Source organism: Amycolatopsis sp. WAC 01376 (assembly GCF_003947415.1).
GTDB lineage: Bacteria > Actinomycetota > Actinomycetes > Mycobacteriales > Pseudonocardiaceae > Amycolatopsis.
Genome location: NZ_QHKL01000001.1, coordinates 1,343,724 through 1,366,631 on the forward strand (window position 1 = coordinate 1,343,724; position 22,908 = coordinate 1,366,631).

The 22,908-nt window shown below is 67.6% G+C and carries 22 protein-coding genes; 12 read left to right on the top strand and 10 right to left on the bottom strand.

The window, feature by feature from the left end; genetic code table 11:
* The first annotated feature begins 49 nt into the window (after window positions 1-49).
* The 5 genes from mshD (at window position 50) to pstB (ending at window position 5,107) form a co-directional block, all read left to right on the top strand.
* On the top strand, window positions 50-925 hold the full coding sequence (mshD, locus tag DMH03_RS06440) for a mycothiol synthase (RefSeq protein WP_125791020.1): 876 nt from the start codon (window positions 50-52) through the stop codon (window positions 923-925).
* Between the two features lie 229 nt (window positions 926-1,154).
* The gene (gene pstS / locus DMH03_RS06445; RefSeq protein WP_125791021.1) at window positions 1,155-2,282 is read left to right on the top strand and encodes a phosphate ABC transporter substrate-binding protein PstS; all 1,128 of its coding nucleotides are present in this window, start codon (window positions 1,155-1,157) and stop codon (window positions 2,280-2,282) included.
* Between the two features lie 200 nt (window positions 2,283-2,482).
* Window positions 2,483-3,400 carry a phosphate ABC transporter permease subunit PstC gene (pstC, locus tag DMH03_RS06450; protein WP_125791570.1) on the top strand — a complete coding sequence of 306 codons (918 nt, stop codon included), beginning with the start codon at window positions 2,483-2,485 and terminating at the stop codon, window positions 3,398-3,400.
* Between the two features lie 2 nt (window positions 3,401-3,402).
* Window positions 3,403-4,320: a phosphate ABC transporter permease PstA gene (pstA, locus tag DMH03_RS06455; RefSeq protein ID WP_125791022.1), complete on the top strand. Its 918-nt coding sequence runs from the start codon at window positions 3,403-3,405 to the stop codon at window positions 4,318-4,320.
* 10 nt (window positions 4,321-4,330) lie between these two features.
* Entirely contained in the window at window positions 4,331-5,107 is a 777-nt protein-coding gene (pstB, locus tag DMH03_RS06460) for a phosphate ABC transporter ATP-binding protein PstB (protein WP_125791023.1), read from the top strand.
* A 483-nt stretch (window positions 5,108-5,590) separates the two neighbouring features.
* Here pstB and phoU read toward each other — a convergent pair whose 3' ends face one another.
* The 8 genes from phoU to DMH03_RS06505 all read right to left on the bottom strand — a co-directional run bounded on the left by phoU (window position 5,591) and on the right by DMH03_RS06505 (window position 13,289).
* Window positions 5,591-6,253 carry a phosphate signaling complex protein PhoU gene (phoU, locus tag DMH03_RS06470; RefSeq protein WP_125679662.1) on the bottom strand — a complete coding sequence of 221 codons (663 nt, stop codon included), beginning with the start codon at window positions 6,251-6,253 and terminating at the stop codon, window positions 5,591-5,593.
* 80 nt (window positions 6,254-6,333) lie between these two features.
* Complete coding sequence (locus DMH03_RS06475; RefSeq protein WP_370310650.1) at window positions 6,334-8,337, bottom strand: LCP family protein; 2,004 nt, start codon at window positions 8,335-8,337, stop codon at window positions 6,334-6,336.
* 208 nt (window positions 8,338-8,545) lie between these two features.
* Window positions 8,546-9,274 (bottom strand): GGDEF domain-containing protein, encoded by a 729-nt coding sequence (locus tag DMH03_RS06480; RefSeq protein ID WP_125791025.1) that lies wholly within the window; start codon window positions 9,272-9,274, stop codon window positions 8,546-8,548.
* Window positions 9,275-9,339: 65 nt separating this feature from the next.
* Window positions 9,340-9,951 (bottom strand): isopentenyl-diphosphate Delta-isomerase, encoded by a 612-nt coding sequence (gene idi, locus DMH03_RS06485; protein ID WP_125791026.1) that lies wholly within the window; start codon window positions 9,949-9,951, stop codon window positions 9,340-9,342.
* Between the two features lie 58 nt (window positions 9,952-10,009).
* Window positions 10,010-10,843 (bottom strand): alpha/beta fold hydrolase, encoded by an 834-nt coding sequence (locus tag DMH03_RS06490; protein WP_125791027.1) that lies wholly within the window; start codon window positions 10,841-10,843, stop codon window positions 10,010-10,012.
* Between the two features lie 22 nt (window positions 10,844-10,865).
* Window positions 10,866-12,011 (bottom strand): tRNA dihydrouridine synthase DusB, encoded by a 1,146-nt coding sequence (gene dusB / locus DMH03_RS06495; RefSeq protein ID WP_125791028.1) that lies wholly within the window; start codon window positions 12,009-12,011, stop codon window positions 10,866-10,868.
* A gap of 18 nt (window positions 12,012-12,029) precedes the next feature.
* A complete protein-coding gene (locus DMH03_RS06500) occupies window positions 12,030-12,422 on the bottom strand; it encodes a hypothetical protein (protein ID WP_125791029.1) in 393 nt (130 codons plus the stop codon).
* A 285-nt stretch (window positions 12,423-12,707) separates the two neighbouring features.
* Window positions 12,708-13,289: a hypothetical protein gene (locus DMH03_RS06505; RefSeq protein WP_125791030.1), complete on the bottom strand. Its 582-nt coding sequence runs from the start codon at window positions 13,287-13,289 to the stop codon at window positions 12,708-12,710.
* A gap of 613 nt (window positions 13,290-13,902) precedes the next feature.
* On the opposite strand from DMH03_RS06505, the gene DMH03_RS06510 reads away from it, so the two are divergent.
* From DMH03_RS06510 to DMH03_RS06525, 4 genes are all read left to right on the top strand, one after another.
* Window positions 13,903-15,150: an ATP-binding protein gene (locus DMH03_RS06510; protein WP_233611299.1), complete on the top strand. Its 1,248-nt coding sequence runs from the start codon at window positions 13,903-13,905 to the stop codon at window positions 15,148-15,150.
* 30 nt (window positions 15,151-15,180) lie between these two features.
* Window positions 15,181-15,939, top strand: a complete 759-nt coding sequence (gene uppS / locus DMH03_RS06515) for a polyprenyl diphosphate synthase (protein ID WP_125791031.1) — start codon at window positions 15,181-15,183, stop codon at window positions 15,937-15,939.
* A gap of 72 nt (window positions 15,940-16,011) precedes the next feature.
* Window positions 16,012-17,997, top strand: a complete 1,986-nt coding sequence (locus DMH03_RS06520; RefSeq protein WP_125791573.1) for a DUF2339 domain-containing protein — start codon at window positions 16,012-16,014, stop codon at window positions 17,995-17,997.
* A 43-nt stretch (window positions 17,998-18,040) separates the two neighbouring features.
* Complete coding sequence (locus DMH03_RS06525; RefSeq protein WP_125791032.1) at window positions 18,041-18,442, top strand: TIGR03667 family PPOX class F420-dependent oxidoreductase; 402 nt, start codon at window positions 18,041-18,043, stop codon at window positions 18,440-18,442.
* A gap of 9 nt (window positions 18,443-18,451) precedes the next feature.
* Here DMH03_RS06525 and DMH03_RS06530 read toward each other — a convergent pair whose 3' ends face one another.
* The gene (locus tag DMH03_RS06530) at window positions 18,452-19,003 is read right to left on the bottom strand and encodes a superoxide dismutase family protein (RefSeq protein ID WP_125791033.1); all 552 of its coding nucleotides are present in this window, start codon (window positions 19,001-19,003) and stop codon (window positions 18,452-18,454) included.
* 83 nt (window positions 19,004-19,086) lie between these two features.
* Here DMH03_RS06530 and DMH03_RS06535 point away from each other — a divergent pair, with 83 nt between their 5' ends.
* Both DMH03_RS06535 and DMH03_RS06540 read left to right on the top strand, forming a co-directional pair.
* Entirely contained in the window at window positions 19,087-20,049 is a 963-nt protein-coding gene (locus tag DMH03_RS06535) for a DMT family transporter (RefSeq protein ID WP_125791034.1), read from the top strand.
* On the top strand, window positions 19,994-20,458 hold the full coding sequence (locus DMH03_RS06540) for a DUF6328 family protein (RefSeq protein WP_125791035.1): 465 nt from the start codon (window positions 19,994-19,996) through the stop codon (window positions 20,456-20,458). The genes DMH03_RS06535 and DMH03_RS06540 overlap by 56 nt, the downstream gene beginning before the upstream one ends.
* On the opposite strand, the gene DMH03_RS06545 is transcribed toward DMH03_RS06540, so the two are convergent.
* On the bottom strand, window positions 20,459-20,986 hold the full coding sequence (locus DMH03_RS06545; protein ID WP_125791036.1) for a hypothetical protein: 528 nt from the start codon (window positions 20,984-20,986) through the stop codon (window positions 20,459-20,461).
* Between the two features lie 77 nt (window positions 20,987-21,063).
* Between DMH03_RS06545 and DMH03_RS06550 the strand changes: the two genes are divergently transcribed.
* Window positions 21,064-22,878 carry a LamG-like jellyroll fold domain-containing protein gene (locus DMH03_RS06550; RefSeq protein ID WP_125791037.1) on the top strand — a complete coding sequence of 605 codons (1,815 nt, stop codon included), beginning with the start codon at window positions 21,064-21,066 and terminating at the stop codon, window positions 22,876-22,878.
* Window positions 22,879-22,908 lie beyond the last annotated feature (30 nt).

The following is a 22,908-nucleotide window of genomic DNA, read 5'->3' on the forward strand; positions in this document are numbered from 1 at the left end:
CTGACAAGACGCCCGGGCGCCCCGCGGGTTCCCCGGTAGGGTCGGTTTCATGCTCGAACTGCTGTGGACCGGTGAACCGGAAACGGAAGAGATCCGCCGTTTCCTGCTCGCCGTGCGTGAAGCCGACGGCCGCCCCGAGGACACCGGTTTCGCCGGTGGACAGCATCTTTTGGGACAGATCGACGGCGAGCTGGTCGCGTACGCGCACCTGGACACCGAAGGCGATTCGCACGGAAACCAGGTCGCCGAGCTTTTCGTTCATCCCGGGCACCGCCGCTCCGGGCACGGCAGGGCGCTCACCAAGGCGCTCGTCGACCACGTCGAAGGGAAGCCGCTGCGCGTCTGGGCGCACGGCGATCACCCCGCCGCCGTCCACCTCGCCGGTACCGAAGGCTTCGAGCGCGCGCGGGAACTGCTGATCCTGCATGCCGACGTCGAAACAGCCGATTGGCCGGAACCCGTGACGCGCGAAGGCGTCACACTGCGCACCTTCGTACCCGGCCAGGATGAGGAAGCGATGGTCCGCGTCAACGCGCGTGCCTTCGACTGGCATCCCGAGCAAGGCGCCCTGACCGCCGACGACGTCCGCGCGACCGAAACCGAGGCCTGGTTCGACCCCGACGGCTTCTTCCTCGCCGAGGAGAACGGTGAGGTCGTCGGCTTCCACTGGACGAAGGTCCACGAGGCCGTTCCCGGCCGATTCGGCGGCGAGCCCGCCGGCGAGGTCTACGTCGTCGGCATCGATCCGGACGCGCAGGGCGGCGGCCTCGGCAAGGCGCTCACGCTCGCCGGGCTGCGGTATCTCCGCGATCGCGGACTCGGCCAAGTGATCTTGTACGTCGAAGGCGACAACGCCCCCGCACTCGCCGTTTATTCGAAGCTCGGCTTCACCCGATACGAGGTCGACGTTCAATACGCTCGGTAACCGTGTTCACACGTGCGGCACTTGACCGGTCACGGAGAGCAGACGCGCAGGTCACGGCCGGGACACGGTCCACTTTCGGAGTAGTCGCGCTGCTCACATCGGCCGCCTTGTTCACTTGCCGTTCACCCTCTGACGGCCACCTGTCCACTGTCGGTGCTTAGTGTCCGGGTCCGGAAGGAACGCTCCCGTTCCACCGATCCGGCGAAAGTCTCCCAGTGGAGGAAATGCAGTGAAGATCATGCGGCCCGCGGGCGCGATCGGCATCGTGGCCACCGCCGCCCTCGTGCTCGGCGCCTGTGGATCCGACCCGGCGGCGACCAAGCCCGGCAGCACCGGTGCCGCCGCCGCGCCCAGCGGCACGGCCGACGTCGATTGCGGCGGCAAGAACCCGCTTTCGGCCGAGGGCTCGTCCGCCCAGAAGACGGCGATCGACATCTTCGTGCAGGCCTACGCCGCCAAGTGCTCCGGCCAGAAGGTGAACTACAACCCCAGCGGTTCGGGCGCCGGCGTCAAGCAGTTCAACGGCAACCAGGTCGACTTCGCCGGATCCGACTCGCCGCTCAAGTCCGGTGAGGAAGCCGACAAGGCCAAGGCCCGGTGCGCCTCCGACGCCTGGAACCTCCCGCTCGTCATCGGCCCGGTCGCGGTCGCCTACAAGGTTTCCGGGGTCGACAAGCTGACCCTGACCCCCGAGGTCACCGCCAAGATCTTCAACGGCGGCATCACCAAGTGGAACGACCCGGCCATCAAGGCGGTCAAGGGCAACGAGGGCGTCAACCTGCCGGACAAGCCGATCCAGGTCATCTCCCGCACCGACGAGTCGGGCACCACCGACAACTTCCAGAAGTACCTGAAGATCGCCTCGAAGGGCGCTTGGACCCAGGGCGACGGCAAGAAGTTCAACGGTGGCGTCGGTAACGGTGCCGAAAAGTCCAACGGTGTGGCCAGCGCGGTCAAGGCCACCGACGGCGCCATCACCTACGTCGAGTCCGCCTTCGCGAAGGACGGCCTCAACGCCGCCCTGATCGACAGCGGCTCCGGCGGTGTCGAGCTCAACGCGGCGAACGTCGCCAAGTCCCTCGACGCGGCGAAGTTCAAGAAGGAGGGCTCCAACGACCTCGCCCTCGACCTCGACGCGATCTACGGCAGCAACGTCGCCGGCGCGTACCCGGTCATCCTCGCCACCTACGAGATCGTCTGCTCGAAGTACGCCGACGCCGAGGTCGCCAAGGCCGTCAAGGCCTTCCTGACCGTCGCCGCCACGGACGGCCAGAAGCCGCTCGCGGACAAGGGTTACGTGCCGATCCCGCAGAGCCTGCAGGACAAGGTCCTGACCGCCGTCAAGGCCATCGCCTGACCTTCAGGTTGATCGGTAGAAGACAGGCTGGACAGAAGTAGTCGATGAGCGATTCATCTTCGCCCAGAACGCCCACCGGCGACCCCGGTGGGCGTTCTGGCGTCCGCGAGACCTTCACGGAGGACCCGATTTCGGAGCAACCTGCCGCGTCACCGCCCGAGAAGTCCTCGGTGCCGCTCGCGAGCCCCAATTCCAGGACGGTGCGACCCGGTGACCGCATCTTCCAGTTCCTGACCACCGGTGCCGGCGTCTTCGTCGTCGCACTGATCGGCCTGATCGGACTGTTCCTGCTGGTGCAGGCCATTCCGGCGCTCCAGGCCGACGAAGCGAGCTTCCTGACGAGCCAGGTCTGGCAGACCGATCCGGGCGACATGCGCTTCGGCATCATGGGCCTGCTGCTGGTCACGGTCTACTCGTCGCTGCTGGCGCTGATCATCGCGATGCCGATCTCGCTCGGCATCGCCCTCTTCCTGACCCAGTACGCGCCGAAGCGGCTGGCGCGGCCGTTCGCCTACGTCATCGACCTGCTCGCCACGGTCCCCTCGATCATCTACGGCCTGTGGGGCCTGATGGTCTTCGCGCCGACGATCGAGCCCTTCTCCCGGTGGGTCAACGACACCTTCTCGTGGATCCCGATCTTCGCGGCGGGCAACGTCTCGCCGGACATGCGCGGCACGATCTTCACCGCGGGCATCGTGCTCGCCGTGATGATCCTGCCGATCATCACCTCGCTGTCCCGCGAGGTGTTCGAGCGGACCCCGACCCCGCACATCGAAGGCGCGCTGGCGCTGGGCGCCACCCGCTGGGAGGTCATCCGCACCACGGTGCTGCCGTTCGGCAAGGCGGGCTACATCGGCGCCTCCATGCTCGGCCTCGGCCGAGCGCTCGGCGAGACGATCGCGCTCGCGATCATCCTGACCGGCGCGGTGGGCCGCGAGTTCACCTGGAGCCTCTTCGACGGCGGCGCCACCTTCGCCTCGAAGATCGCGGCGGACTACGCGGAACTCAACAACGAGATCTCGGCGGGCGCGTACATCGCGGCCGGCCTCGTGCTGTTCCTGCTGACGTTCGTCGTCAACTTCGCCGCGCGATCCATCATCGCCAAGAAGGGGGACTGAGCATGTCCACCACGCTCGAGAAAACCCCCGCCACCACCCCCGCCTTCCAGCAGGTCAGCCTCGCGCGGAAGGCCAAAAACGGCCTCGCCACGGCCCTGATCTGGCTGTCGTTCCTCATCGCCGTCGTGCCGCTGGTGTGGCTGCTCGCCACGGTGGTCATCAACGGCGTCAAGCGGATCCCCTACAGCAACTGGTGGACCGAGGACTTCGGCTCGGTGCTGTCGGACGTGGTCGGCGGCGGCGTGGCACACGCCGTCATCGGCTCGGTGCTGCAGGGTGTGGTCTGCGCGATCATCGCGGTCCCGATCGGCATGCTGGTCGCGATCTACCTGGTCGAGTACGGCCGCGGCAAACTGGCGAAGACCACGACGTTCATGGTGGACATCCTCTCCGGTGTCCCCTCGATCGTCGCGGCGCTGTTCATCTACGCGCTGTGGATCACCACGTTCGGCCTCCCGCGCAGCGGTTTCGCCGTGTCGCTCGCCCTGGTGCTGCTGATGATCCCGGTGGTCGTGCGGTCCTCGGAGGAGATGCTGCGGATCGTCCCCGACGACCTGCGCGAAGCCTCCTACGCGCTCGGCGTGCCGAAGTGGAAGACGATCATGAAGATCGTCCTGCCGACCGCGCTGTCCGGCATCATCGGCGGCATCATGATGGCGCTCGCCCGGGTCATGGGCGAGACCGCGCCGCTGCTGGTCCTCGTGGGCTACTCCGCCTACGTGAACTGGGACATCTTCGGTGGCGAGCAGGCCGCTCTGCCGCTTCTGATGAACAACGAACGGGTCAGCAACCCGTTCGACGAAGGTACCGTCGCTTTCGACAGGATCTGGGGTGCCGCCCTCACCCTGGTGCTGATCATCGCGATCGTGAACCTCCTCGCCATGCTCTTTGCCCGTCTTGTCGCCCCGAAGAAGAAGTGAGCTGTTTGAGATGGCCAAACGAATCGACGTCAAAGACGTGGACATCTACTACGGCAAATTCCACGCCGTGGACGGCGTCACCCTCTCGGTGCCGCCGCGGAACGTCACCGCGTTCATCGGCCCTTCGGGCTGCGGCAAGTCGACGGTGCTGCGCACGCTGAACCGCATGCACGAAGTCATCCCCGGCGCCCGCGTCGAGGGCGAGGTGCTGCTCGACGGCGAGGACATCTACGGCGCCGGCGTCGACCCGGTGCAGGTCCGCCGCACCATCGGCATGGTGTTCCAGCGGCCCAACCCGTTCCCGACGATGTCGATCCTCGACAACGTCGTGGCGGGCCTCCGCCTCGGCGGCGCCAAGGGCAAGAAGGAACTCGACGAGGTCGCCGAGCGCGCGCTGCGCGGCGCGAACCTGTGGAACGAGGTCAAGGACCGGCTCAACAAACCGGGCGGCGGCCTCTCCGGCGGTCAGCAGCAGCGGCTCTGCATCGCGCGGGCGATCGCCGTGCGGCCCGACGTGCTGCTGATGGACGAACCGTGCTCCGCGCTCGACCCGATCTCGACGCTCGCCATCGAGGACCTGATCGGCGAGCTCAAGAAGGAATACACGATCGTCATCGTGACCCACAACATGCAGCAGGCGGCGCGGGTCTCGGACCAGACCGCGTTCTTCAACCTGGCGGGTGTCGGCCAGCCGGGCCGCCTGGTGGAGCTGAACGACACCGAGAAGATCTTCTCGAACCCGGACGAGAAGGCGACCGAGGACTACATCTCGGGCCGGTTCGGCTGAGTCTTTTTTGCGCGTGAAGGCCCCCTTCCCTCGGCTCAGCCGAGGGAAGGGGGCCTTCACGCGCTTTGGGGGGCTGGACTGGCGAGGCGACGTTGCGAAAGCCACTTTCGCAACGTTGAAGGTTGCGAAAGTGGCTTTCGCAACCCCTTTCCGGGCGACCAGATCGAGTCGATTTCGCGTAACTGAGTGGACGGCACGTGTGCTCCGACGGACGACACGCGTGACTGGATGGACGACACGCGGACGCGACCGGTCCCGCCGCGAGTCGTTCGGCTGGACACGCGTGTCGGCCAACCAATCACGCGTGTCGTCCATCTGAGCACACGTGCCCGCCCGACAGGGTTTGTAAGACAGGATGCGGGTTCTAACCCGAATCGCCACTCACGACCTGGGCGAGCGTGGCGGGGCGCTGACGTGACGAAGAAGGGGCCCTTCACCGCATCACATGCGGTGAAGGGCCCCTTCGTCAGCGCTCGACAGAAGTTACAGCTCGTCGGGTCCGTAGCCGGGCATCTTGCCGGTCACCACGAAGATCATCCGGCGCGCGACCGAGACGGCGTGGTCGGCGAAGCGCTCGTAGAAGCGGCCCAGCAGGGTGACGTCCACGGCCGCGGCGACGCCGTGGTCCCAGTTCCGGTCCATGATGACGGTGAACAGGTGCTTGTGGATCTCGTCGACCTCGTCGTCGTCCGACTCGATCGTGCGGGCGGCCTCGACGTCCTTGGACTTGATGACCTGTTCGACCTGGCGGGCCAGGCTCACTCCGACCTCGCCCATCTTGGCGAAGTCGGCCTTCACCTCGTCGGGCAGCACCGGGTCCGGGTGACGGCGGCGCGCGGCCTTGGCCACGTGCAGCGCCAGATCGCCCATCCGTTCCAGGCTTTCCGCCGCGTGGATCGCGGCGAGGACGGTCCGCAGGTCGGTCGCGACGGGTGCCTGCAGTGCCAGCAGCGCGTACGCCTGCTCCTCGCATTCGGCGCGCGCGTCGTCGACCTTCGCGTCGTCGCTGATCACCTGCTCGGCGAGTCCGAGATCGACCTCGAGCAACGCCCGGGTCGCCCGCTCCATCGCGTCGGCGACCTGGAGGGACATGCTCGCTAGGTTCTCGGCGAGCTGTTCGAGTTCGACATGGTAAGCCTCACGCATGGCCCAACCCTACGGGGAACGGGCACCAAAAGCCGCATCCCAGAGTGAACCCGACGTGAACCCGGACTAACGAATGATCCTCAGCCTGAGCTGGTGCTCTTCTTGGCGCCACCGGACTTGGCGGAGCTGGTCGGAGCGGCCGCCGTGTCGCTCGCGGGAGGCGCCGGCGCCTTCTCTTCCAGCGGGGTGTTGTTGATCAGCGCGTCGAAGACGGCCTTCGCCCGGCTCTGCACCAGGACCTCGTTGCCGCGCTTGTTCGCCTCTTCGGTGGTGGGCACGGTGAGGAATTTGACCTTGTCCGAACCCATCCCGCGCATCGACTTCGCCAGCGTCATCATCTGGTTGATGCCGAGGTTCTCGCCGAAGGTGGCCTTGGCGAACGCGTCGATGAAACCGCTGAGCTTGCCGGTGTCCAGGATGACGTCCTTCGACATCACCGTCTTCAGCAACGCGCCGAGGAAGGCCTGCTGCCGTTTGATCCGGCCGTAGTCCGACGTCGGGTCGCCCTTGACGTGCCGGGCGCGGACGTAGTTCAGCGCCTGGTCGCCGGAGATCCGGACCTCGCCCGCCTGCGGGATGATCATGCCGAGCGTGGTGTCGTCGACCGGCTTCTCGTTGTACACGGTGACGCCCTGCACGGCGTCGACCATGGATTTGAAGCCGTTGAAGTCGATCCCGACGAAGTGGTTCATCTTCATGCCGGTGATCTGCTGGATGACCTTCGTGACGCACTGCGGGCCGCCGACCGCGTAGGCCGTGTTCAGCTTCGCGATCTTCTGCGCCGGCGAGGTCTCTTCCTTGTACGACGACGTCGCCGGGTCCCAGCGCTTGCATTCGGGACGGTTGATCTCGAGGTCGCGGGGGAAGGACACCATGACGACGCGCTGCCGGTCGGCGGGGACGTGCGCGATCATCACCGTGTCCGAACGGGCACCCGGGGTGCCGTCGGCGTCGCCGACGCCGTCTTCGGCGGCCGCGCCGTCACGGGTGTCGGAGCCGACCATCAGGAAGTTCTCGTCGCCGGTCTGACCGGCGGCGTCCTGGATGTCGGCGGAGTCTTCGTCGAGCGAGGCGACGTTGTTGAACTTCGCGTCGAACCAGGTCTGGGCACCCCAGGCCGAACCGATGGAGAGGAACACGAGCGCGGCGACGACGGCGGCCGCGATCCGGCCGGCCTTGGCCGTCTGCCTGGTCTTGCGTTCCTTCTTCTCCTGCAGGCGGGTCTGCGGCGACGATTCCCCGGAGGCCTCCGCAGGCTCGGAATCGGTGGTCGTGACCACGCGCTGCAAGGCAGTGCGGGTCTGCTCCAGCAGTGCTGCGGGACGGGAAGCGAGCCGTTCGCGGCGCTCGCGTTTCTTGGCCTCTTCGGCCTCGAGTTCGTCGTGCGCGGCGGAGAACCGGGCGAGCGTGTGGTCGATCTTGCGTTTGATGATCGTCGCGTCGTCGATCGCTTCGAGCTCGTCGGTCATCGTGAGCGGGTCCATCTCGGACCGCGGCGGGACACCGGGCGAGAGGGACGGCTGCGGGACCGGGGCGACCGGGGGTTGCTGCACCGGCCGCTGCGGCGGGCGGCGGGGACGACGTGGGGGCGCCGGGGCGACGGGCTGCTGCTGCGCGCCGGGATTCACCACCGGCGGACGGCGCTGCGTCGGCGCTTCGGGGGTGGGCGCGACCTGCGGAGTGCGGCGCGGCTGGCGTGCGCGAGGCGGGCGCGGGGTCTCCGCGGGCGGCGTCTGAACAGGCGGTGCGGCGGGGCCGGCCGCACGAGGCGCGGGCGCCGGGCTTTCGACGGGGGCGGCCGAACGAGGCCGACGTGGTGCGGGCGGCTCCACCCTGGCGGCACGCGCACCGGGTCTCGGAGGCTCGGGAGACGGCTCGTCCTGCCGGAGACGGCGCGGAGCGGGTGCCTCGGCGGCGGGGTCGAAGGTCGGGCGCTCACCGGTGTGACGTGCGACGACGTCGGAAACGCTGATCCCGCCGTGGGTGTCCATCGAGCGGCGTCGAGCCCTGCGGCCGCGCTCACCGGGACTTCTCTCCGTCTGGCTGTGGCGACCGGTCCCCGGGTTGTGGTGCTCGTCGGGCACTCGGTCTCCTTTCACGAATCGGTCGAAGCTCTTTCGTTATCGTACGGACACCTTGGGTTCGTGACGACAACCATCCCGGAATTTTCTTCACCCAAGGTACCGAGAAGCGCCGAGCGGTCCATGCGATCGGGTGAGCGGTCGTGGTTAAAGCTGCGTTAAAAGGTGCGAAACCACTACGCAGAGTGCGAGTGTTGGCCGAGTGAGTGGCCTAGCCGCCGGCCGAGTCCGCCGCGTTCATCGGATGCGGAATCGTCCGTGAAGATTCCTCATCGTGATAGGCGACTTTGTTCCGTCCTGCCCGTTTCGCCATATACAACAAAGCGTCGGCACTACGCAACTGTCGTTCCGGTTCCACCGCGGGATTCGCTTCCGCGCGGCTCTCGTGCGAGAGTCCCACGCTGATCGTCACCGACAGGCCGGGCCGGATCCGGCGCCACGGATGGCGGGCGACCCGGATACGGGCGGTGTCCGCGATGCGCACGGCGCGGGCGGCGTCGACGTCCGGGATGACGAGCGCGAACTCCTCGCCGCCGTAGCGGGCGCAGAACGCCTCGGGCGGCAGCCCCTGTTGCAGCAGATCGGCAACTTCACGCAGCACCCGATCGCCGACGAGATGCCCGAAAGTGTCGTTGACGCCCTTGAACAGGTCGAGGTCGACCAGCGCGATCGCGATCCCTGGCGGGCCGCGGTGGCCGACCGCCGGGCCGTGCAGCCACTGGTCGAGGTAGCGGCGGTTGTAGCTGGACGTCAGCGTGTCCCGCAGGCTGCCGGCCCTGGCGAGGTCGAAGGCGGATTTGAGGTGGTGATAGGCGCGGCGCCAGTCACCCTGGGTGGCGAGCACCCCGGCGATCGACTCGTGGAGGCTGAGCAGATCGGTGGCCGGCGCGCCCGATGGGAGCGCGGCCTCGTCGTCGGCTGCCACGCTCACCTCCGCCACGAATTGGTTTTCGTCGTATAGGAGGGATCTCTTGAGGTATGAGTACGGTCCAAAGTGAATATCGCTCAAGTGGACGACGGTCGAGCACCATTGTCACGCACCGAAGTGCCGTTCTGTAAGGCCGAAAACGGCTCGGCGTCTTTGAGCTGCGAAAACTGATCTTTCGCCCAGTAACTCACGTCAGTCACATCGTCATTCAGCAACAGTGCGTAATCATTCCAGCTCACCCAGCGCCAGTCGCCGACCTCGTCCGGATGCGGTTCCGGATCTTCGTCGACCCAGGCGACGAAGACCGGGCAGAACTCGTTCTCGACCACTCCATCGAATGGTGGCGTGGAGTAGCGGTACGCCGGAAGGACGCAGCGGAGCCCGTTCAGCCGGGGCAAGCCGAGCTCGAAGTCGGCACGGCGCCGGACGGCCTCCTCGATCGGCTCACCGGGTGCGGGATGCCCGCAGACACTGTTGGTCCAGACCCGGGGCCACACCTTCTTGGTGGCCGCGCGGCTGGTGATCAGCAGGGCCTGGTCGCTGCTGCGCAGCAGGTAACAGGAGAACGCCAGGTGCAGCCTGGTGTGCTCGTGGTGCGCGGCCAGCTTGGGCGCGGTTTCGCCGGTCGGCTCGCCGTCCTCGGTGACGTAGACGATGCGTTCGGTGTCCACTTCGGTCGTTTCGTTCACCGGACCCACTGAACCAGCAGGCTCGCTGTAACCGGTACCGCGACCAGAGTTACCCCTGTTAGTGGGATGAGAGGTGCTCCACGAGCAAAGAAGTGACGGCCTCGGGCGCCTCTTCCACCACCCAGTGGGAGGCGTCCTCGATCATCTCGAAGCGGTACGGGCCGGTGACCCGGTTCGCGGTGTCGAGCGCGGCCGTCGACCCGAAGGCGGCGTCCTCGGTGCTCCAGATGTAGAGCGTCGGAACCTCGATCGGCCCGATCTTCCCGCCGGGACGGCCGGCGCGGTACCAATTGAGCGCGGCGGTCAGCGCGCCCGGTTCGGACAGCCGCCGGACGTACTCGTCGACCTTGCTCGGTGGTAGCTTCCAGTCGAACATGCGGCGCAGCGCGTCGGCGTTGTTCTCGAGCATCCGCCGTTCGGTGACGCGGGTCTGCCGCCATTCGGTCATGTACCCCGAACGGAGGTGCTGGTCCTCGTCGGTCTTCATGGCCTCCGCCAGCGCCGCCGGATGCGGCGTCGAAATGACGGCGAGACTGCGGAGCCTGCCGGGATGCGCGTCGGCCGTCCACCACGCGACGGCGCCGCCCCAATCGTGCCCGACGAGATCGAATTCGTTCCACCCCAAGCGATCCGCGATCGCGATGACGTCAGCGACGAGGTAGTCCATGTTGTACTCGGACGCCTGTTCCGGCCGGACGTCCGGCGAGTAACCGCGCTGATCCGGTGCCACCGCGCGATAGCCCAGCACGCCGAGCGTGGCGACCTGGTGCTCCCATTCCACCGCTGCCTCGGGAAACCCGTGCAGCAACAGGACGGGGCGGCCGTCTTCGGGGCCCGCCGCGATGGCGTCGAAGGAACCGGCGTCGGTGGGAATGGTCAGCTGCTCGATCACGGCACCGACTTTACGGGGACGGTCAGCCGCCCGAGTGCATGTCCTCGGCTTCGGGGACGCAGTCGTCGTCCGGGTCGTCGAGCCAGCCGTGCGGCAGCGTGACCTTGCCCGGCGAACCCTGCCGCCCGCGCGGCCCGGTGGCGGCGCTGGGGAACGGGGCGTCGTGGTCGAGCTTGGCGATGAGATCGTCGAGTTCGTCCATACCGGACAACATCGCGAAGCCGCGGCGAAGTTCGGAGCCGACCGGGAAACCCATGAAGTACCAAGCCATGTGCTTGCGGATGTCCCGCATCGCCTTGTCGTGGCCGTCGTGTTCGACGAGCAATTCCGTGTGGCGGCGCAAGACTTTCGCGACTTCGCCGAGATTCGGCGGCGTCGGCTGCGGACGCCCGGCGAAGGCGGCTTCCAGTTCGCCGAACAGCCAAGGCCTGCCCAAGCAACCGCGTCCGACCACGACACCGTCGCAGCCGGTCTCGTCGACCATGCGCAACGCGTCTTCGGCGGAGAAGATGTCGCCGTTGCCGAGCACCGGGATACTGGTGACGGCTTCCTTGAGCGCCGCGATCTTCGTCCAGTCGGCCTGGCCGGAGTAGCGCTGCGCGGCGGTGCGCGCGTGCAGGCTGACCGCCGCCGCGCCCTCCGCCTCGGCGATCCGCCCGGCGTCGAGATAGGTGAGATGGTCGTCGTCGATGCCCACCCGGAACTTGACCGTGAACGGCACACCCGCCTCGGCCGCGGCCTTCGCCGACTCGCGCACGATGTCCGCGAACAGCTTGCGTTTGAACGGCAAGGCCGCTCCGCCGCCCTTGCGCGTCACCTTCGCCACCGGGCAGCCGAAGTTGCTGTCGATGTGGTCGGCGAGCCCTTCGCCGGTGATGATGCGGACGGCCTCGGCCATGGTCTTGGGGTCGACCCCGTAAAGCTGCATGGACCTGGGCTTTTCGTTCTCGCCGAAGGTCATCATGTGCATGGTGCCGGGGTGGCGCTCGACCACCGCGCGGGCGGTGATCATCTCGCAGACGTAGATACCCGCGCCGTACTCCTGGCACAGCTGCCGGAACGCGACGTTGGTGATGCCCGCCATGGGAGCGAGCACGACCGGCGGATCGACCTCGTAGGGGCCGATCTTCAGGACGGGCTTGCTCAGGGTGGCTGTCACGTCCTCCATTGTCGCCTGTGGTGTCTGTCACTCGCAGGTGGGCCGGTCTCCGCCGCCGATCGCCTCGCCGCGAGGGGCGGTCACCCACCATTTGGTCGTGCCGTCGGGGTAGGTCCCGTCGATGTAGGTCATGCAGTCGGCGGTGATCACGCCGGTGTGCTTCGGGGACCTCAATTCGATCCGCAGGTTGTGGAAGCGGTACTTCTCGTTCTCGAGAACCTCGTCTTCGTCTCTCCACACGGTCAGTTCGGGAAAGTGGAGGCTGTCGAAGTGCATGGATCGGACGCCTTCGAAGTGGAGTTCGGCGGGGTCCTCGTCCGGCCTGAAGACGGATCGGAGGAACAACTGCGAGTGTCCGGCGCCGTATCGCCACAGTTCGAAGGTGCGCGACGTGCTGAGGAGCGTTTCACCGGGGTTCATCAGGCCAGTATGGAGAAATTCCGATACCCGGTTCGGAAGTGATGCGCAGTTCGGACATGCGTAAGGCCAGGGTCCCGGTATTCCCCGGGTGCACATGGCCTTGCGACTCGTGCGATGCCCACGGCGCCACACTCCGCGTCGTCCTGACCTGCTCGGGCGACATCACAAGCGTAGCTCGTGTGCGCGCAGAGTACTGAAACCTCCATTGCCGCGTGTGCTGCCTGTCGCTCGCAGGTGGAACGCGCCCGACGGAGAACCACGCGACCGCTCGGCTGCCGGTTCGGCTCACTTGTTCCAGACGGTGACCTTGGTACGAATGGTGTTACCGGCACCGACCACGTCAAGGACGAAGATCCGTCCCTCGGCAGTGCGCCCGCATACCTGATTTCCGGTAGTGACCTGGACCTGGTTGGAGCCGTCCGTGTCCACGGCCGAAGCGCACTCGCCTTTGCCTGGCCGTCCGCTCTTCTTCCAGGACGTCACGATCGTATTTCCTTTGACATACAAGGAGTCGCTCGAAATTCTGGCGAGGTACTCACCGTCGGTGTAATTCGGTGGGTTGTGGTCGAGGTTGAACTTGCCCCACGTGAGCTCGCCGGTCCAGTAGACCGCTCCGTCGGTCTTGGGTTGCGGTGCTGTTGTCGGGGCTTCACCGACGGGCCGAACTTCTGGCGTCGCGGTGACGGTGACCGTCTCAGTCGAGGAGACGGTCGTTGCCTTCGACTGTTCCGCGTCCGGAGCGCTCGTGCGGCCGAGGAAGAAACCGGCCCCGGCCAACGCGGTCACCAATGCGGCGATCGCGGTGATCCATTGATGGCCGAGTTGACCCCAGCCGCTCTTCTTTGTGGATTCCTGATCATCACTCATGATGCCCCCCTGACCCTCCGTGATCGGGGTAACACCTTAGTGGCGGAGCATCGAACTCATGAGCCCGGCCCCGTGAGCTGATCGTGCCGTACAAGCGGACTCGTCAGGACGACTTCGCCAATTGGCTGACTCGCTGGAACGACATGCCGGAGGACGCCTTCGCATTCCTTGAAAATGTCGACGGCGAAGACCTCGCCCAGTTCCAGGATCCACGCCGCGCGTTGCCGCCTGGCGGCGACAGTGAACCTGTCTAGGGGCGGGAGACGCAGTCATCAAGGCCGGGCTGGGCATCTCCCGAGATGGGATGAGCACGGTCCGCTCGTCGCCGCCGCGCATCACCGGATTTCGGCGGCTTCGCCTTCATGAGCGTCCAGACAAGGCGCGACTCCGCCGTCGATGGCGAGGCGGGTCGACAGGGGCTGCCTGGCCGGAATCGCGGTCATTCCAGACTCAAGATCCGGTGCCGGACGGTCGATGAGTCTGTCCGGGGCACCCACGAGCGGTCTTGAGTCGGCAGATGCGCGGGCTATAGATCGGCAGATCAGCGACAACATCTTCGGCAGACCAGCGACACGTGTATCGGCAGATCCACGGACGCTGGTAGGGTCGAGCCGTGCACAGAGCTGACGGCTACCTTCCGCGCAGAGCCGCTGACATGGTCGTGGAGGCGCTCGGCGACACGCGTGTCGTCATCCTCAACGGAGCACGTCAAACGGGTAAAAGCACCCTTGCCGAACTGTGTTTGCGTGACCACCCTGCTGGCGTGCGGCGATACCTGGATGATCCGCGGACCAGGGCTTCGGCCGCTGCGGATCCAGTGGCATTTCTGGACGCGCCGGGGGCCATGCTCATCGATGAGGTCCAGCGGGTTCCGGAACTGTGGCTGACCATCAAGCACATAGTGGACCGAGACCCGCGTCCGGGGCGGTTCCTGTTGACCGGCTCGGCACGGCTGCTCGGCTTGAGTCAACTTCCTGATTCCCTGCCGGGACGCTCGGAGACGATCGAACTGTTCCCCTTGTCGCAGGGGGAAATCACTGGCAAGCCCGATGGTTTCGTCGACGCCGCGTTCGAGCACGGCAGTCGGCTGCGAGCAGTATCCTCGACCTTGCGCCGCCGCGACTATCTGGCTCTTGCCGCTCGTGGTGGATACCCCGAAGCCGTTCGTCGTGAAACGCCCCGGCGGCGTGCTCAGTTTTTCAGGTCGTATCTCGACGACATCATGAGCCGGGACGTGCACCAAGTCGCGGACATCCAACGCATCTCCGATATGCGGCGATTGATCGGAACGCTCGCGGCCCAGTCCGGCGGCTTGCTCAACTACAGCCGGCTTTCATCGGATCTGGCTCTCCCCGCGTCGACTGTCCGTGATTACGTCGGACTCCTCGAGCTGATCTACCTCATCCGATTGATTCCGGCGTGGTCGGCGAACGCGACGACACGGGCGGTCGCCACGCCGAAGCTGGTGTTCAACGACGTGGGGCTGGCAGGGCACCTCGTCTCCGGCGTCAACAACGACGCCACGACCGGCGGACTGGTCGAAACCTTCGTCATCGGCGAACTTGCCCGCCAGATCACGTGGAGCCAGACGATGCCTCGTCTGCATCACTATCGTGACCGCGACGGCTACGAGGTCGACGCGGTGCTGGAGGACAACGCCGGTCTGGTGGTGGCTATCGAAGTGAAGGCCGCGGAAACCGTCCGGACCGACGATTTTCGCTCGATCCGGGTTCTGCAACGCCGGCTGGGCGACCGGTTTCGTGCCGGTTTCGTCCTCTATTGCGGCGACCAGCAGCTTCCCTTCGGAGAGAACCTCGCTTGTCTCCCGATCAGCGCGCTGTGGACCACTCGGCCGGAGTGAAGAACGTTCTCTTTCGGTAGCTTCGCCTCCATGAGCGTCCGGACCAGACTCGACGACCTCTACGCGCGACGGCTCCGCGCACGTCTTCGCCGAGGCCCGCTACCGCGGCATGTCGGCGTGATCATCGACGGCAACCGTCGCTGGGCTCGCCGGATGGGGTTCGAGGACGTCCGCGAGGGGCATCGGCACGGCGCCCGGCACATCGCGCGGTTGATGACGTGGTGCGAAGGCCTCGGCATCGGGCACGTGACGGTGTACCTCGCTTCGGTCGACAATCTGACGAAGCGTGCGTCGCCGGAGATGGCCTTCCTGATGCAGGTGATCGAGGACGTCGTCCGTGACCGGCTCACCGCGCCGGGTGCGAACTGGCGTGTCGTGCCTGTGGGGCGTCTCGACATGCTGCCGTCGTCCACGGCCGAAGTGCTGAAGCAGGCCGAAGAGGACACTCGCGGCGCGACGGGGCCTGAGCTGACTCTCGCCATCGGGTACGGAAGCCGCGAGGAGATCGTCGACGCCGTGCGCGATCTGGTGCTCGAAGGGGCGGCGGACGGCAAGTCCCTTGTGGAGATCGCGGAAACCGTTTCCGTGGACGCCCTTTCCGCGCATCTGTACACGGTGGGCAGTCCCGATCCGGACCTGATCATCCGGACGAGCGGCGAGGTCCGGCTGTCCGGATTCCTGCTTTGGCAGGCGAAGGATTCCCAGCTGTACTTCTGCGACGCCAACTGGCCGGGCTTCCGGTACATCGACCTTCTGCGGGCGCTTCGGGTGTGGGCTCGATCTCGATGATCTTGCAGGTCGCGACCACATCGTCATCACGATTGAGTAGTGCTACGGATCCATCGGCGGGTCTCAGGCCGCATGCTGGTCGCCATGACCACCGATGGGGATGTGCTCCTCAGGCTCGCCGGGGAGATCGACGACCTTGGGGCCCGCCTCGCGCGGGTCGGTACGGAGCTGCGGACCGTCCGATCAGGAGCGGAGCCGACGCGCGAAGAGGCGCCTGAGCAGGCTGCCCAAGAGCAGCCCGCGCAGCCCGAGCAGCAGGCACCGCAAGCAGAGCAGCAGGCACCGCAGGCCCAGCCCCAAGCCGAGCAGGCCCAGCAGCCGCCAGCCGAGCAGCCCCAGCCGCAAGCCCAGCAGGCACCGCAGCCCCAGGTGCCGCAGCAGCCGTACCCCCACCCCCAGTACCAGCACCCGCAGTACGCCCACTACCAGCAGCAATACCAGCAGGCCCAGTACGCGCAGTGGCAGCAACAGCAGTACCGGCAGCAGCACGCGCCGCAGCAGCCCTACCGCCCGTATCAGCCTGCCCCGAAGGTCACGCTCGGCGAGAAGCTGAGCAAGGAAGGCGCCGGCAGCAGGCTGCTGGCCTGGATCGGTGGCGCGGTCACGCTGCTGGGTGTCGTGCTGTTCCTCGTGCTCGCGATCCAGCGTGGCTGGTTCGGCCCGTTGCCGCGGGTGCTCGGGGGCGCCGTGCTCGGTGCGGCGCTGGTCGGGATCGGGCTTCGCCTGCACCGCACGCCGGCGGGCCGCACGGGCGCGTTCGCGGTCGCCGCGACCGGGATCGGGGCGTTGTACCTCGACGCCATCGCCGCGACGACGATGTACGAGTACCTCCCTGCCTACGCCGGTCTCGCGATCGGGCTCCTGATCGCGGTCGGCGGGTTGCTGCTGGCCGTGCGGTGGAAGTCTTCGCTGCTCGCGACGGCCGTCGTGCTCGGCTGTGTGGTCTGCGCGCCGATCATCACGCAGGGTTTCACCCCGCAGCTGGTCGCGTTCCTGCTGGTGGTCCAGGTCGCTTCGACGCCGGTGCAGTTGCGCCAGTCGTGGCCGTCGGTGGCGGTCGCGGCCGGGATCCCGCCGCTGGTCGCGTCGGTCTTCAGCACGGCGTTCACCGGTTTCGGTGGCAGCACCGCCAACACTGCCGCCGCGCTGGCCGCGGGAGGCGTCGCACTCGCGCTGGCGCTGATCGTCACGGCCAAGCGGCCTGGGGACGCCGCCGCGCTCGCCCTGCTGGCCGTCGCGCCGGCGCCGTCGTTGCTCGCCGCGTTGTTCCTGCCGAAGACCCCGGCCGTGCTCGTCACCGCGTCGGTGGCGCTGGTGCTGCTCGGGGTGTGGGCGGCCGGGCAGTGGCTCGACGGCTGGACGGGTGACCTCGCTGGCGCCGCCGGGCTCCTGGCGGCCCTGCAGACGACGATGACGCTGTTCGACGGCAGTGCCCGTTCGGCGATCCTCATCGGCGAAGGCGTTCTGCTGGCACTGGTCGCGCTGTGGACGAAGAAGCACGTCGCGCTCTTCGGCGGGCTGGGCTTCGCCGTCATCGGCGGCATGATCGCGCTGGCCTTCGACGTCCCGCCGACGCTGTTCTTCCTGATCAGGAACCGGCCGGACGCCGACCTCGCCGCCTCCTTGCTGGTGGCCGTCGCGATCCTGGCGGTCTCGATCACGCTTCCGTGGGTCGCGCATCGGCTCGGGCTGTTCAAGGCCGCGTCGGAGAACGTGGTGCCGTGGCTCTTCGCCGGGGTCTGCGGGCTCTACGGCGCGGGCGCGATGGTGCTGTGCGGCGCGCTGCTGGCCGTCCCCGGCCGCTCGGGTTTCCTGGTCGGCCACGTGGTGATCACGGTGTCCTGGACGGTCGCCGCGCTGGTGCTGCTCATCCGCGGCATCTCCGCGGTCAGCCTGCGGGTGATCGGGTTCGTGCTGGTCGGGGCGGCGGTGCTGAAGCTGGTGCTGTTCGACCTCTCCGCGCTCGACGGTCTCGCCAGGGTCGCCGCTTTCCTCCTCGCCGGTCTGGTGTTGCTCGGCGCCGGGACGCGCTACGCGAAACTCGTCGCGTCTCGCTGAGCGGACGAGGAAGAAATGTCGGTGGGCCGTGGTTGGGTCGGGCATGAGCTACCGACCCGACCCGCGGCTCGCCGAGCGGGCGAAGGAGAACGTCGCCTGGCTGACCACGATCAGCCCGAAGGGACGCCCTTCGCCCCGCCCGGTGTGGTTCGTACTCGACGGCGACGACATCATCGTCTTCAGTCAGCGGGACACGGCGAAGACCCGGCACATCGAGGCCAACCCCGAGGTCAGCCTCCACTTCAACAGCGACGAGCACGGCGGCTCGATCCTGGTGATCGGTGGCCGGGCCGAGATCCTGCCGGACGGCCTCCCCTCGGAACAGCCGGGCTATCTCGAAAAGTACGAGAAGCACTACCCGGCGATCGACTACGACATCGCGAAGTTCGACAAGGAGTACGGCGCCCGGATCAGGATCCGGCCCGAACGCACCTGGGGGTTTTAGGAAACGCCGCTAGAAGCCGACGGTCACACAGGCCAGCCTGGCGCCCGCGGTCCCGGCGTGCCCGGGGTCGGTGTGCGTATGCGTTTCGTGGATCACGATGGAGTTCGCGCGCCGATCGGTGAACGTCCAGTCCACTTTGGACACGGCGGCGCCGCGGCCGGTGGCGTCGGTGGTGAGGTCGAGCCAGATCTCGTTGCGGGGGTTGGCGTAGGCCGGATCCACCGACGGCTTCACCGGGTCTTCGACGTTCTGGTAGTGCGGGCCGGCGAGGTCGCCGGTGGCACCGCACGGCTTCGTGTGCGCGTGGGCGCCGTATTCGCGGTTGGGCAGCAGGCCGGTCACGAGGACCGCGGTCGAGGTTCCGTAGGCCTTGGACGTCAACCCGAAGACGTGCGCGCGGGCGCCGGGCGGCACCAGTTCGGGTTTGTAGATCGTGAGGCCGCTCTTGGCGGTGATCACGTGGACGCGGGAGCCGGGGACGGCGGTGGCCGGCCCGGCGCCGGCGGTCAGGGCCAATGCGGCCGCGGACAGGATGAGGGCGAGTGTGGGGATGGGGCGCATGCCCCCTGCCTAGTCCGCCCGAATCGGACACGCCAGAGCGGTCACTCCGTCGGGCGATCATTCTCAAACTATGGGCAGGATACGTGAGTACTAACCCTCCGGATCGTACTTGGCTGGTCGCGGTCGCCGCCGCTCTTTGGGGCACCGACGGGCTTCTGAGGCTTCCGCTCGCCGAGGCGCTCCCGGCGGCCACGGTCGTCTTCTGGGAGCACCTGCTCGTGGTGCTCGTGCTGAGCCCGTTGATCCCCGGCGCCTTCCGGGCGTTGCGCCGATGCGGTCCGCGGGAATGGCTGGCCGTGCTCGCGATCGGCGGCGGCTCTTCCGCGCTGGCGACGGCGATGTTCACCGCGGCCTTCAAACTGGGCGATCCCGTGACGCCGTTGGTGCTGCAGAAGCTCCAGCCGGTGTTCGCCGTTCTGGCGGCATATTTCGTACTTCGTGAGCGGGTCCGCCCGGGGTACGCCTTCTTCGCGGTCCCGGCGCTGTTGGGCGCTTGGCTGCTGGCGTTCAAGGATCCGCTGAACATCCAGCTCGCCGCGGCGAAGGCGGCGCTGCTGGCGATCGGCGCGGCCGCGTTGTGGGCGGCGGGCACGGTGCTCGGACGGCTGCTCTCCACCGAACTGGCGCCGAAGGAGGTCACCACCCTGCGGTTCACCGTCGGGCTCCCGGTGGCGGCGGGCATCGTGGCCGTTCAGGGCGGCGAGTTCGCGGTCGGCTGGGACAACGCGCTCGGGCTCGCACTGCTCGCGCTGGTCCCCGGCCTGCTGGCGCTGAGCCTGTACTACGTCGGCCTGCGGTCGACGCCCGCGGCCAGGGCGACGTTGGCCGAGCTGGCGTTCCCCGTCACGGCCGCCATCATCGGCGTATTGTGCTTGAACGCCGATTTGTCGGGTACTCAGTGGCTGGGCCTCGCCGTAGTGGTCGTGTCAGTGACATCGCTCGGCTGGCACGAGAAGGTCAGGCGTCAACCGATGGTCCTGGAGCCACCACATGGTCGAGCACACCGGCGAGACGAAGAACGAACGCCTGACCCGCAACGTCAGTGAGCTCCTGCAGGAGCTGCGGGTCGCGCAGGCCGGCGTTCAGATCCTCTTCGGTTTCCTGCTCACGGTGGTGTTCACCGACGAGTTCCACGCGGCGAGCGGGTTCGAGAAAGCCGTCCACCTGACGGCGGTCCTGCTCACGGTCTGTTCGACGGTGCTGCTGACGGCGCCCGCCGCCTGGCACCGGCTGTTGTTCCGCACCGGCAATCGTGAGCGGATCCTCACCGTCGGCAACCGTTCCGTCCTCGTCGGGCTCGGCTGCCTCGCGGCCGCCATCACCACGACCGTCGCGCTCATCGCCAAGGTCGTCTACGGCCCGATCTCGATGACGATCTTCGGTGTGGTGTCGGCGGTGCTGTTCGTCGTCATGTGGTTCGTGGTGCCGAAGAAGATCGACCGCAACGGCGACTGATCACCGACCGGCGCGCACCGGGGTTCCTGCCGGAAGGCCGAACGCGGCGGCCGACACCGACTTCGGTTCGTCCGGGCTCGCGCCGTCGAGCACCCGGCGGGCGCCGACCCACGAGAACATCTCCTTGACCGAGGGCGAATAGCCGGCACCGTCCTTCGCGAGCTCCCGGTCGAGCACGCGGTACCCGTCGGGAGTGCGTTCGACGCGGTAGACCATCGCCCGGCGGCGGAATCCGCTGCGCGTGACGAGCTCGCCGCCCTCTTTAGCGACCTCGTCGCAGCTCGCGACCAGGCCGATCTTGACCCGCTCGCCGTCCGGGCGGGTCTCGATCACCTTCTGCGTGCACACCCAGCGGATTTCCGGGCCGCCGGAACCGGCGAGCGCGCGCACATGCCGGTCGATCGGCGGCAGCGCCTCTCGCGCGACGGCGTCGTCCACCGTCGGCATCTCGTCCACGATCCACCAGGCCGCCGCGGTCACCACCACACCGACCCCGGCGAGCACGGGCCAGCGTTTGACGTTCCCCATGTGACGAAGCTACCGAGCGGGGCAAGTGTTCACCCGCGGTTCGGGACGCGTTGCCTCCGCGACCGTAGGTTGCGGCCGTGAACGACTCCTCCAGACGGACCTTCCTGCGCGGTGCGGGCCTGCTCGGCGCCGGTGCGGCGGTGTCCGCGTTGCCGGCACTCGGTGCCCCAGCGGCTTCGGCGACCTTCGGCCACCACGGCCCGGACGCCGAAGACGGCCGCTTCACCCTCGCGGTCCTGCCCGACACCCAGTACCTCTTCGACGCCGACCGCGGCGATCCCGCGCCGTTGGACGCCACGCTGCGGTACGTCACCGGCGGCGACGAGAACATCGTCTTCCTGGCGCATCTCGGCGACCTCACCGAGAACGGGCAGCCGGGCGAGTTCGACCAGATCAGCCGGTCGTTCCAGCACCTGGACCGGCGACGGTTCCCGTACAGCACGCTGGCGGGCAACCACGACATCAAGTCCTCGACCGACGACCAGCGCGGTCGCACGCCGTATCTGGACGCGTTCGGCCCGCAGCGGCAACGGGGTTCGCGGACTTTCCGCGGCGCGAGCCCGGACGGCTACAACAGCCACCACGTCTTCCGTGCGGGCGGACGTGAGTGGCTGCTGCTCGCGCTCGACTGGCGGCCGTCGGCGGGCGGGCTGGAGTGGGCGCGGTCGGTGCTCGCGCGGAACCCGCGGCTTCCGGCCATTCTGACCATCCATGAATTGGTATGGGCCGACGAGGCCGGACAGGCTCAGTTCTCGGAGTTCGGGCAGCGGGTCTGGGACGAGCTGATCGCCGGGAACGACCAGATCTTCCTCACCCTCAACGGGCACTTCTGGCCGCCGGGCCGCGCGGTGAAGCGGAACAACGCGGGCAACGACGTCCATCTGCACATCACCAACTACCAGGACCGCTACTACGGCGGCAGCGCGATGATCCGGCTCTACCGGTTCGACCTGGCGCGGAACGTGATCGACGTCCGCACGTTCTCGCCGTGGCTGGCGGACCAGGCGCCGCGGCTGAACGAGCTGCAACGGCGGGAGATCGAACGCACCGGTCCGGCGGACTACTTCAGCCTGGAGGTCGACTTCGAGTCGAGGTTCGCCGGTTTCGCGCCGGTCCCGGTCCCGCCCGCGCGGCCTGCCGATCGGCAGCTGATCCGCGGGACCGTGGCCTATTGGCGGTTCGAAGGCCGTGACGGCGCGCCTGTCGGTGGCGTGCGCGACCTTTCGGGCCGTGGCAACGATCTGGTCCGGGTGACCCTGCCCGGCAGCGCACCCGAGGCGCTGCGGTTCTCCGGCGAGTTCTCCGGGCGGCAGCCGTCGAGGTCGAGCCTTCGCTTCGACGGCGGCAAGAAACCGGCTCGCGGCGGGTATCTGCGCACGGCGGACTCCGCGCCGATGAACGCGGAGACGTTCGCCCGCGGCTACACCGTCGAGGCGTTCGTGAAGCTGCCCGCGGATTTCAAGGACGGCAAGCATTCCTGGGCGGCGATCTTCGGCAGGCAGGGTTCCGGCGGCAAGGCGGGCAAAACCGGTGACGACCCCGGCGAGCCGTCGGCCACACTGTCCCTTTCGGACGGTGCGGCGTTCCAATGGGCGGTGTTCCCGGTGAACCAGAACGGGATTTCGACCTGCTGGAGCCACGAACTGGCGTTGCAGGAGTGGATCCACGTCGCGGCCGTCAACGACGGCAGGCGGACGACGCTCTACGTCGACGGCTGCCCGGTGCTGCGGAATCCGAAGACGCCTGCCACGGGGATCGCGAACCCCGGCGGCTCCTGGCTGATCGGCGCCTACGCCTACGACTCGATCGTCGAGCAGGCGTTCCACGGCTGGCTCGGCGACGTCCGTGTGGTGGGGAGGGCGCTGGACCCGCGCGAGTTCATGCTCGGCTGAGTGCTTCAGGCGGTGCGCGGTAATGGTGGA

What these genes read in the sequence shown, in the direction of transcription:
- mshD (WP_125791020.1), top strand. Translation starts at nt 50, where the DNA reads ATGCTCGAACTGCTGTGGACCGGTGAACCGGAAACGGAAGAGATCCGC.
- pstA (WP_125791022.1), top strand. Translation starts at nt 3,403, where the DNA reads ATGTCCACCACGCTCGAGAAAACCCCCGCCACCACCCCCGCCTTCCAG.
- pstB (WP_125791023.1), top strand. Translation starts at nt 4,331, where the DNA reads ATGGCCAAACGAATCGACGTCAAAGACGTGGACATCTACTACGGCAAA.
- phoU (WP_125679662.1), bottom strand. Translation starts at nt 6,253, where the DNA reads ATGCGTGAGGCTTACCATGTCGAACTCGAACAGCTCGCCGAGAACCTA.
- dusB (WP_125791028.1), bottom strand. Translation starts at nt 12,011, where the DNA reads ATGGAGGACGTGACAGCCACCCTGAGCAAGCCCGTCCTGAAGATCGGC.
- DMH03_RS06500 (WP_125791029.1), bottom strand. Translation starts at nt 12,422, where the DNA reads ATGAACCCCGGTGAAACGCTCCTCAGCACGTCGCGCACCTTCGAACTG.
- DMH03_RS06505 (WP_125791030.1), bottom strand. Translation starts at nt 13,289, where the DNA reads ATGAGTGATGATCAGGAATCCACAAAGAAGAGCGGCTGGGGTCAACTC.
- uppS (WP_125791031.1), top strand. Translation starts at nt 15,181, where the DNA reads ATGAGCGTCCGGACCAGACTCGACGACCTCTACGCGCGACGGCTCCGC.
- DMH03_RS06520 (WP_125791573.1), top strand. Translation starts at nt 16,012, where the DNA reads ATGCTGGTCGCCATGACCACCGATGGGGATGTGCTCCTCAGGCTCGCC.
- DMH03_RS06525 (WP_125791032.1), top strand. Translation starts at nt 18,041, where the DNA reads ATGAGCTACCGACCCGACCCGCGGCTCGCCGAGCGGGCGAAGGAGAAC.
- DMH03_RS06530 (WP_125791033.1), bottom strand. Translation starts at nt 19,003, where the DNA reads ATGCGCCCCATCCCCACACTCGCCCTCATCCTGTCCGCGGCCGCATTG.
- DMH03_RS06540 (WP_125791035.1), top strand. Translation starts at nt 19,994, where the DNA reads ATGGTCGAGCACACCGGCGAGACGAAGAACGAACGCCTGACCCGCAAC.
- DMH03_RS06545 (WP_125791036.1), bottom strand. Translation starts at nt 20,986, where the DNA reads ATGGGGAACGTCAAACGCTGGCCCGTGCTCGCCGGGGTCGGTGTGGTG.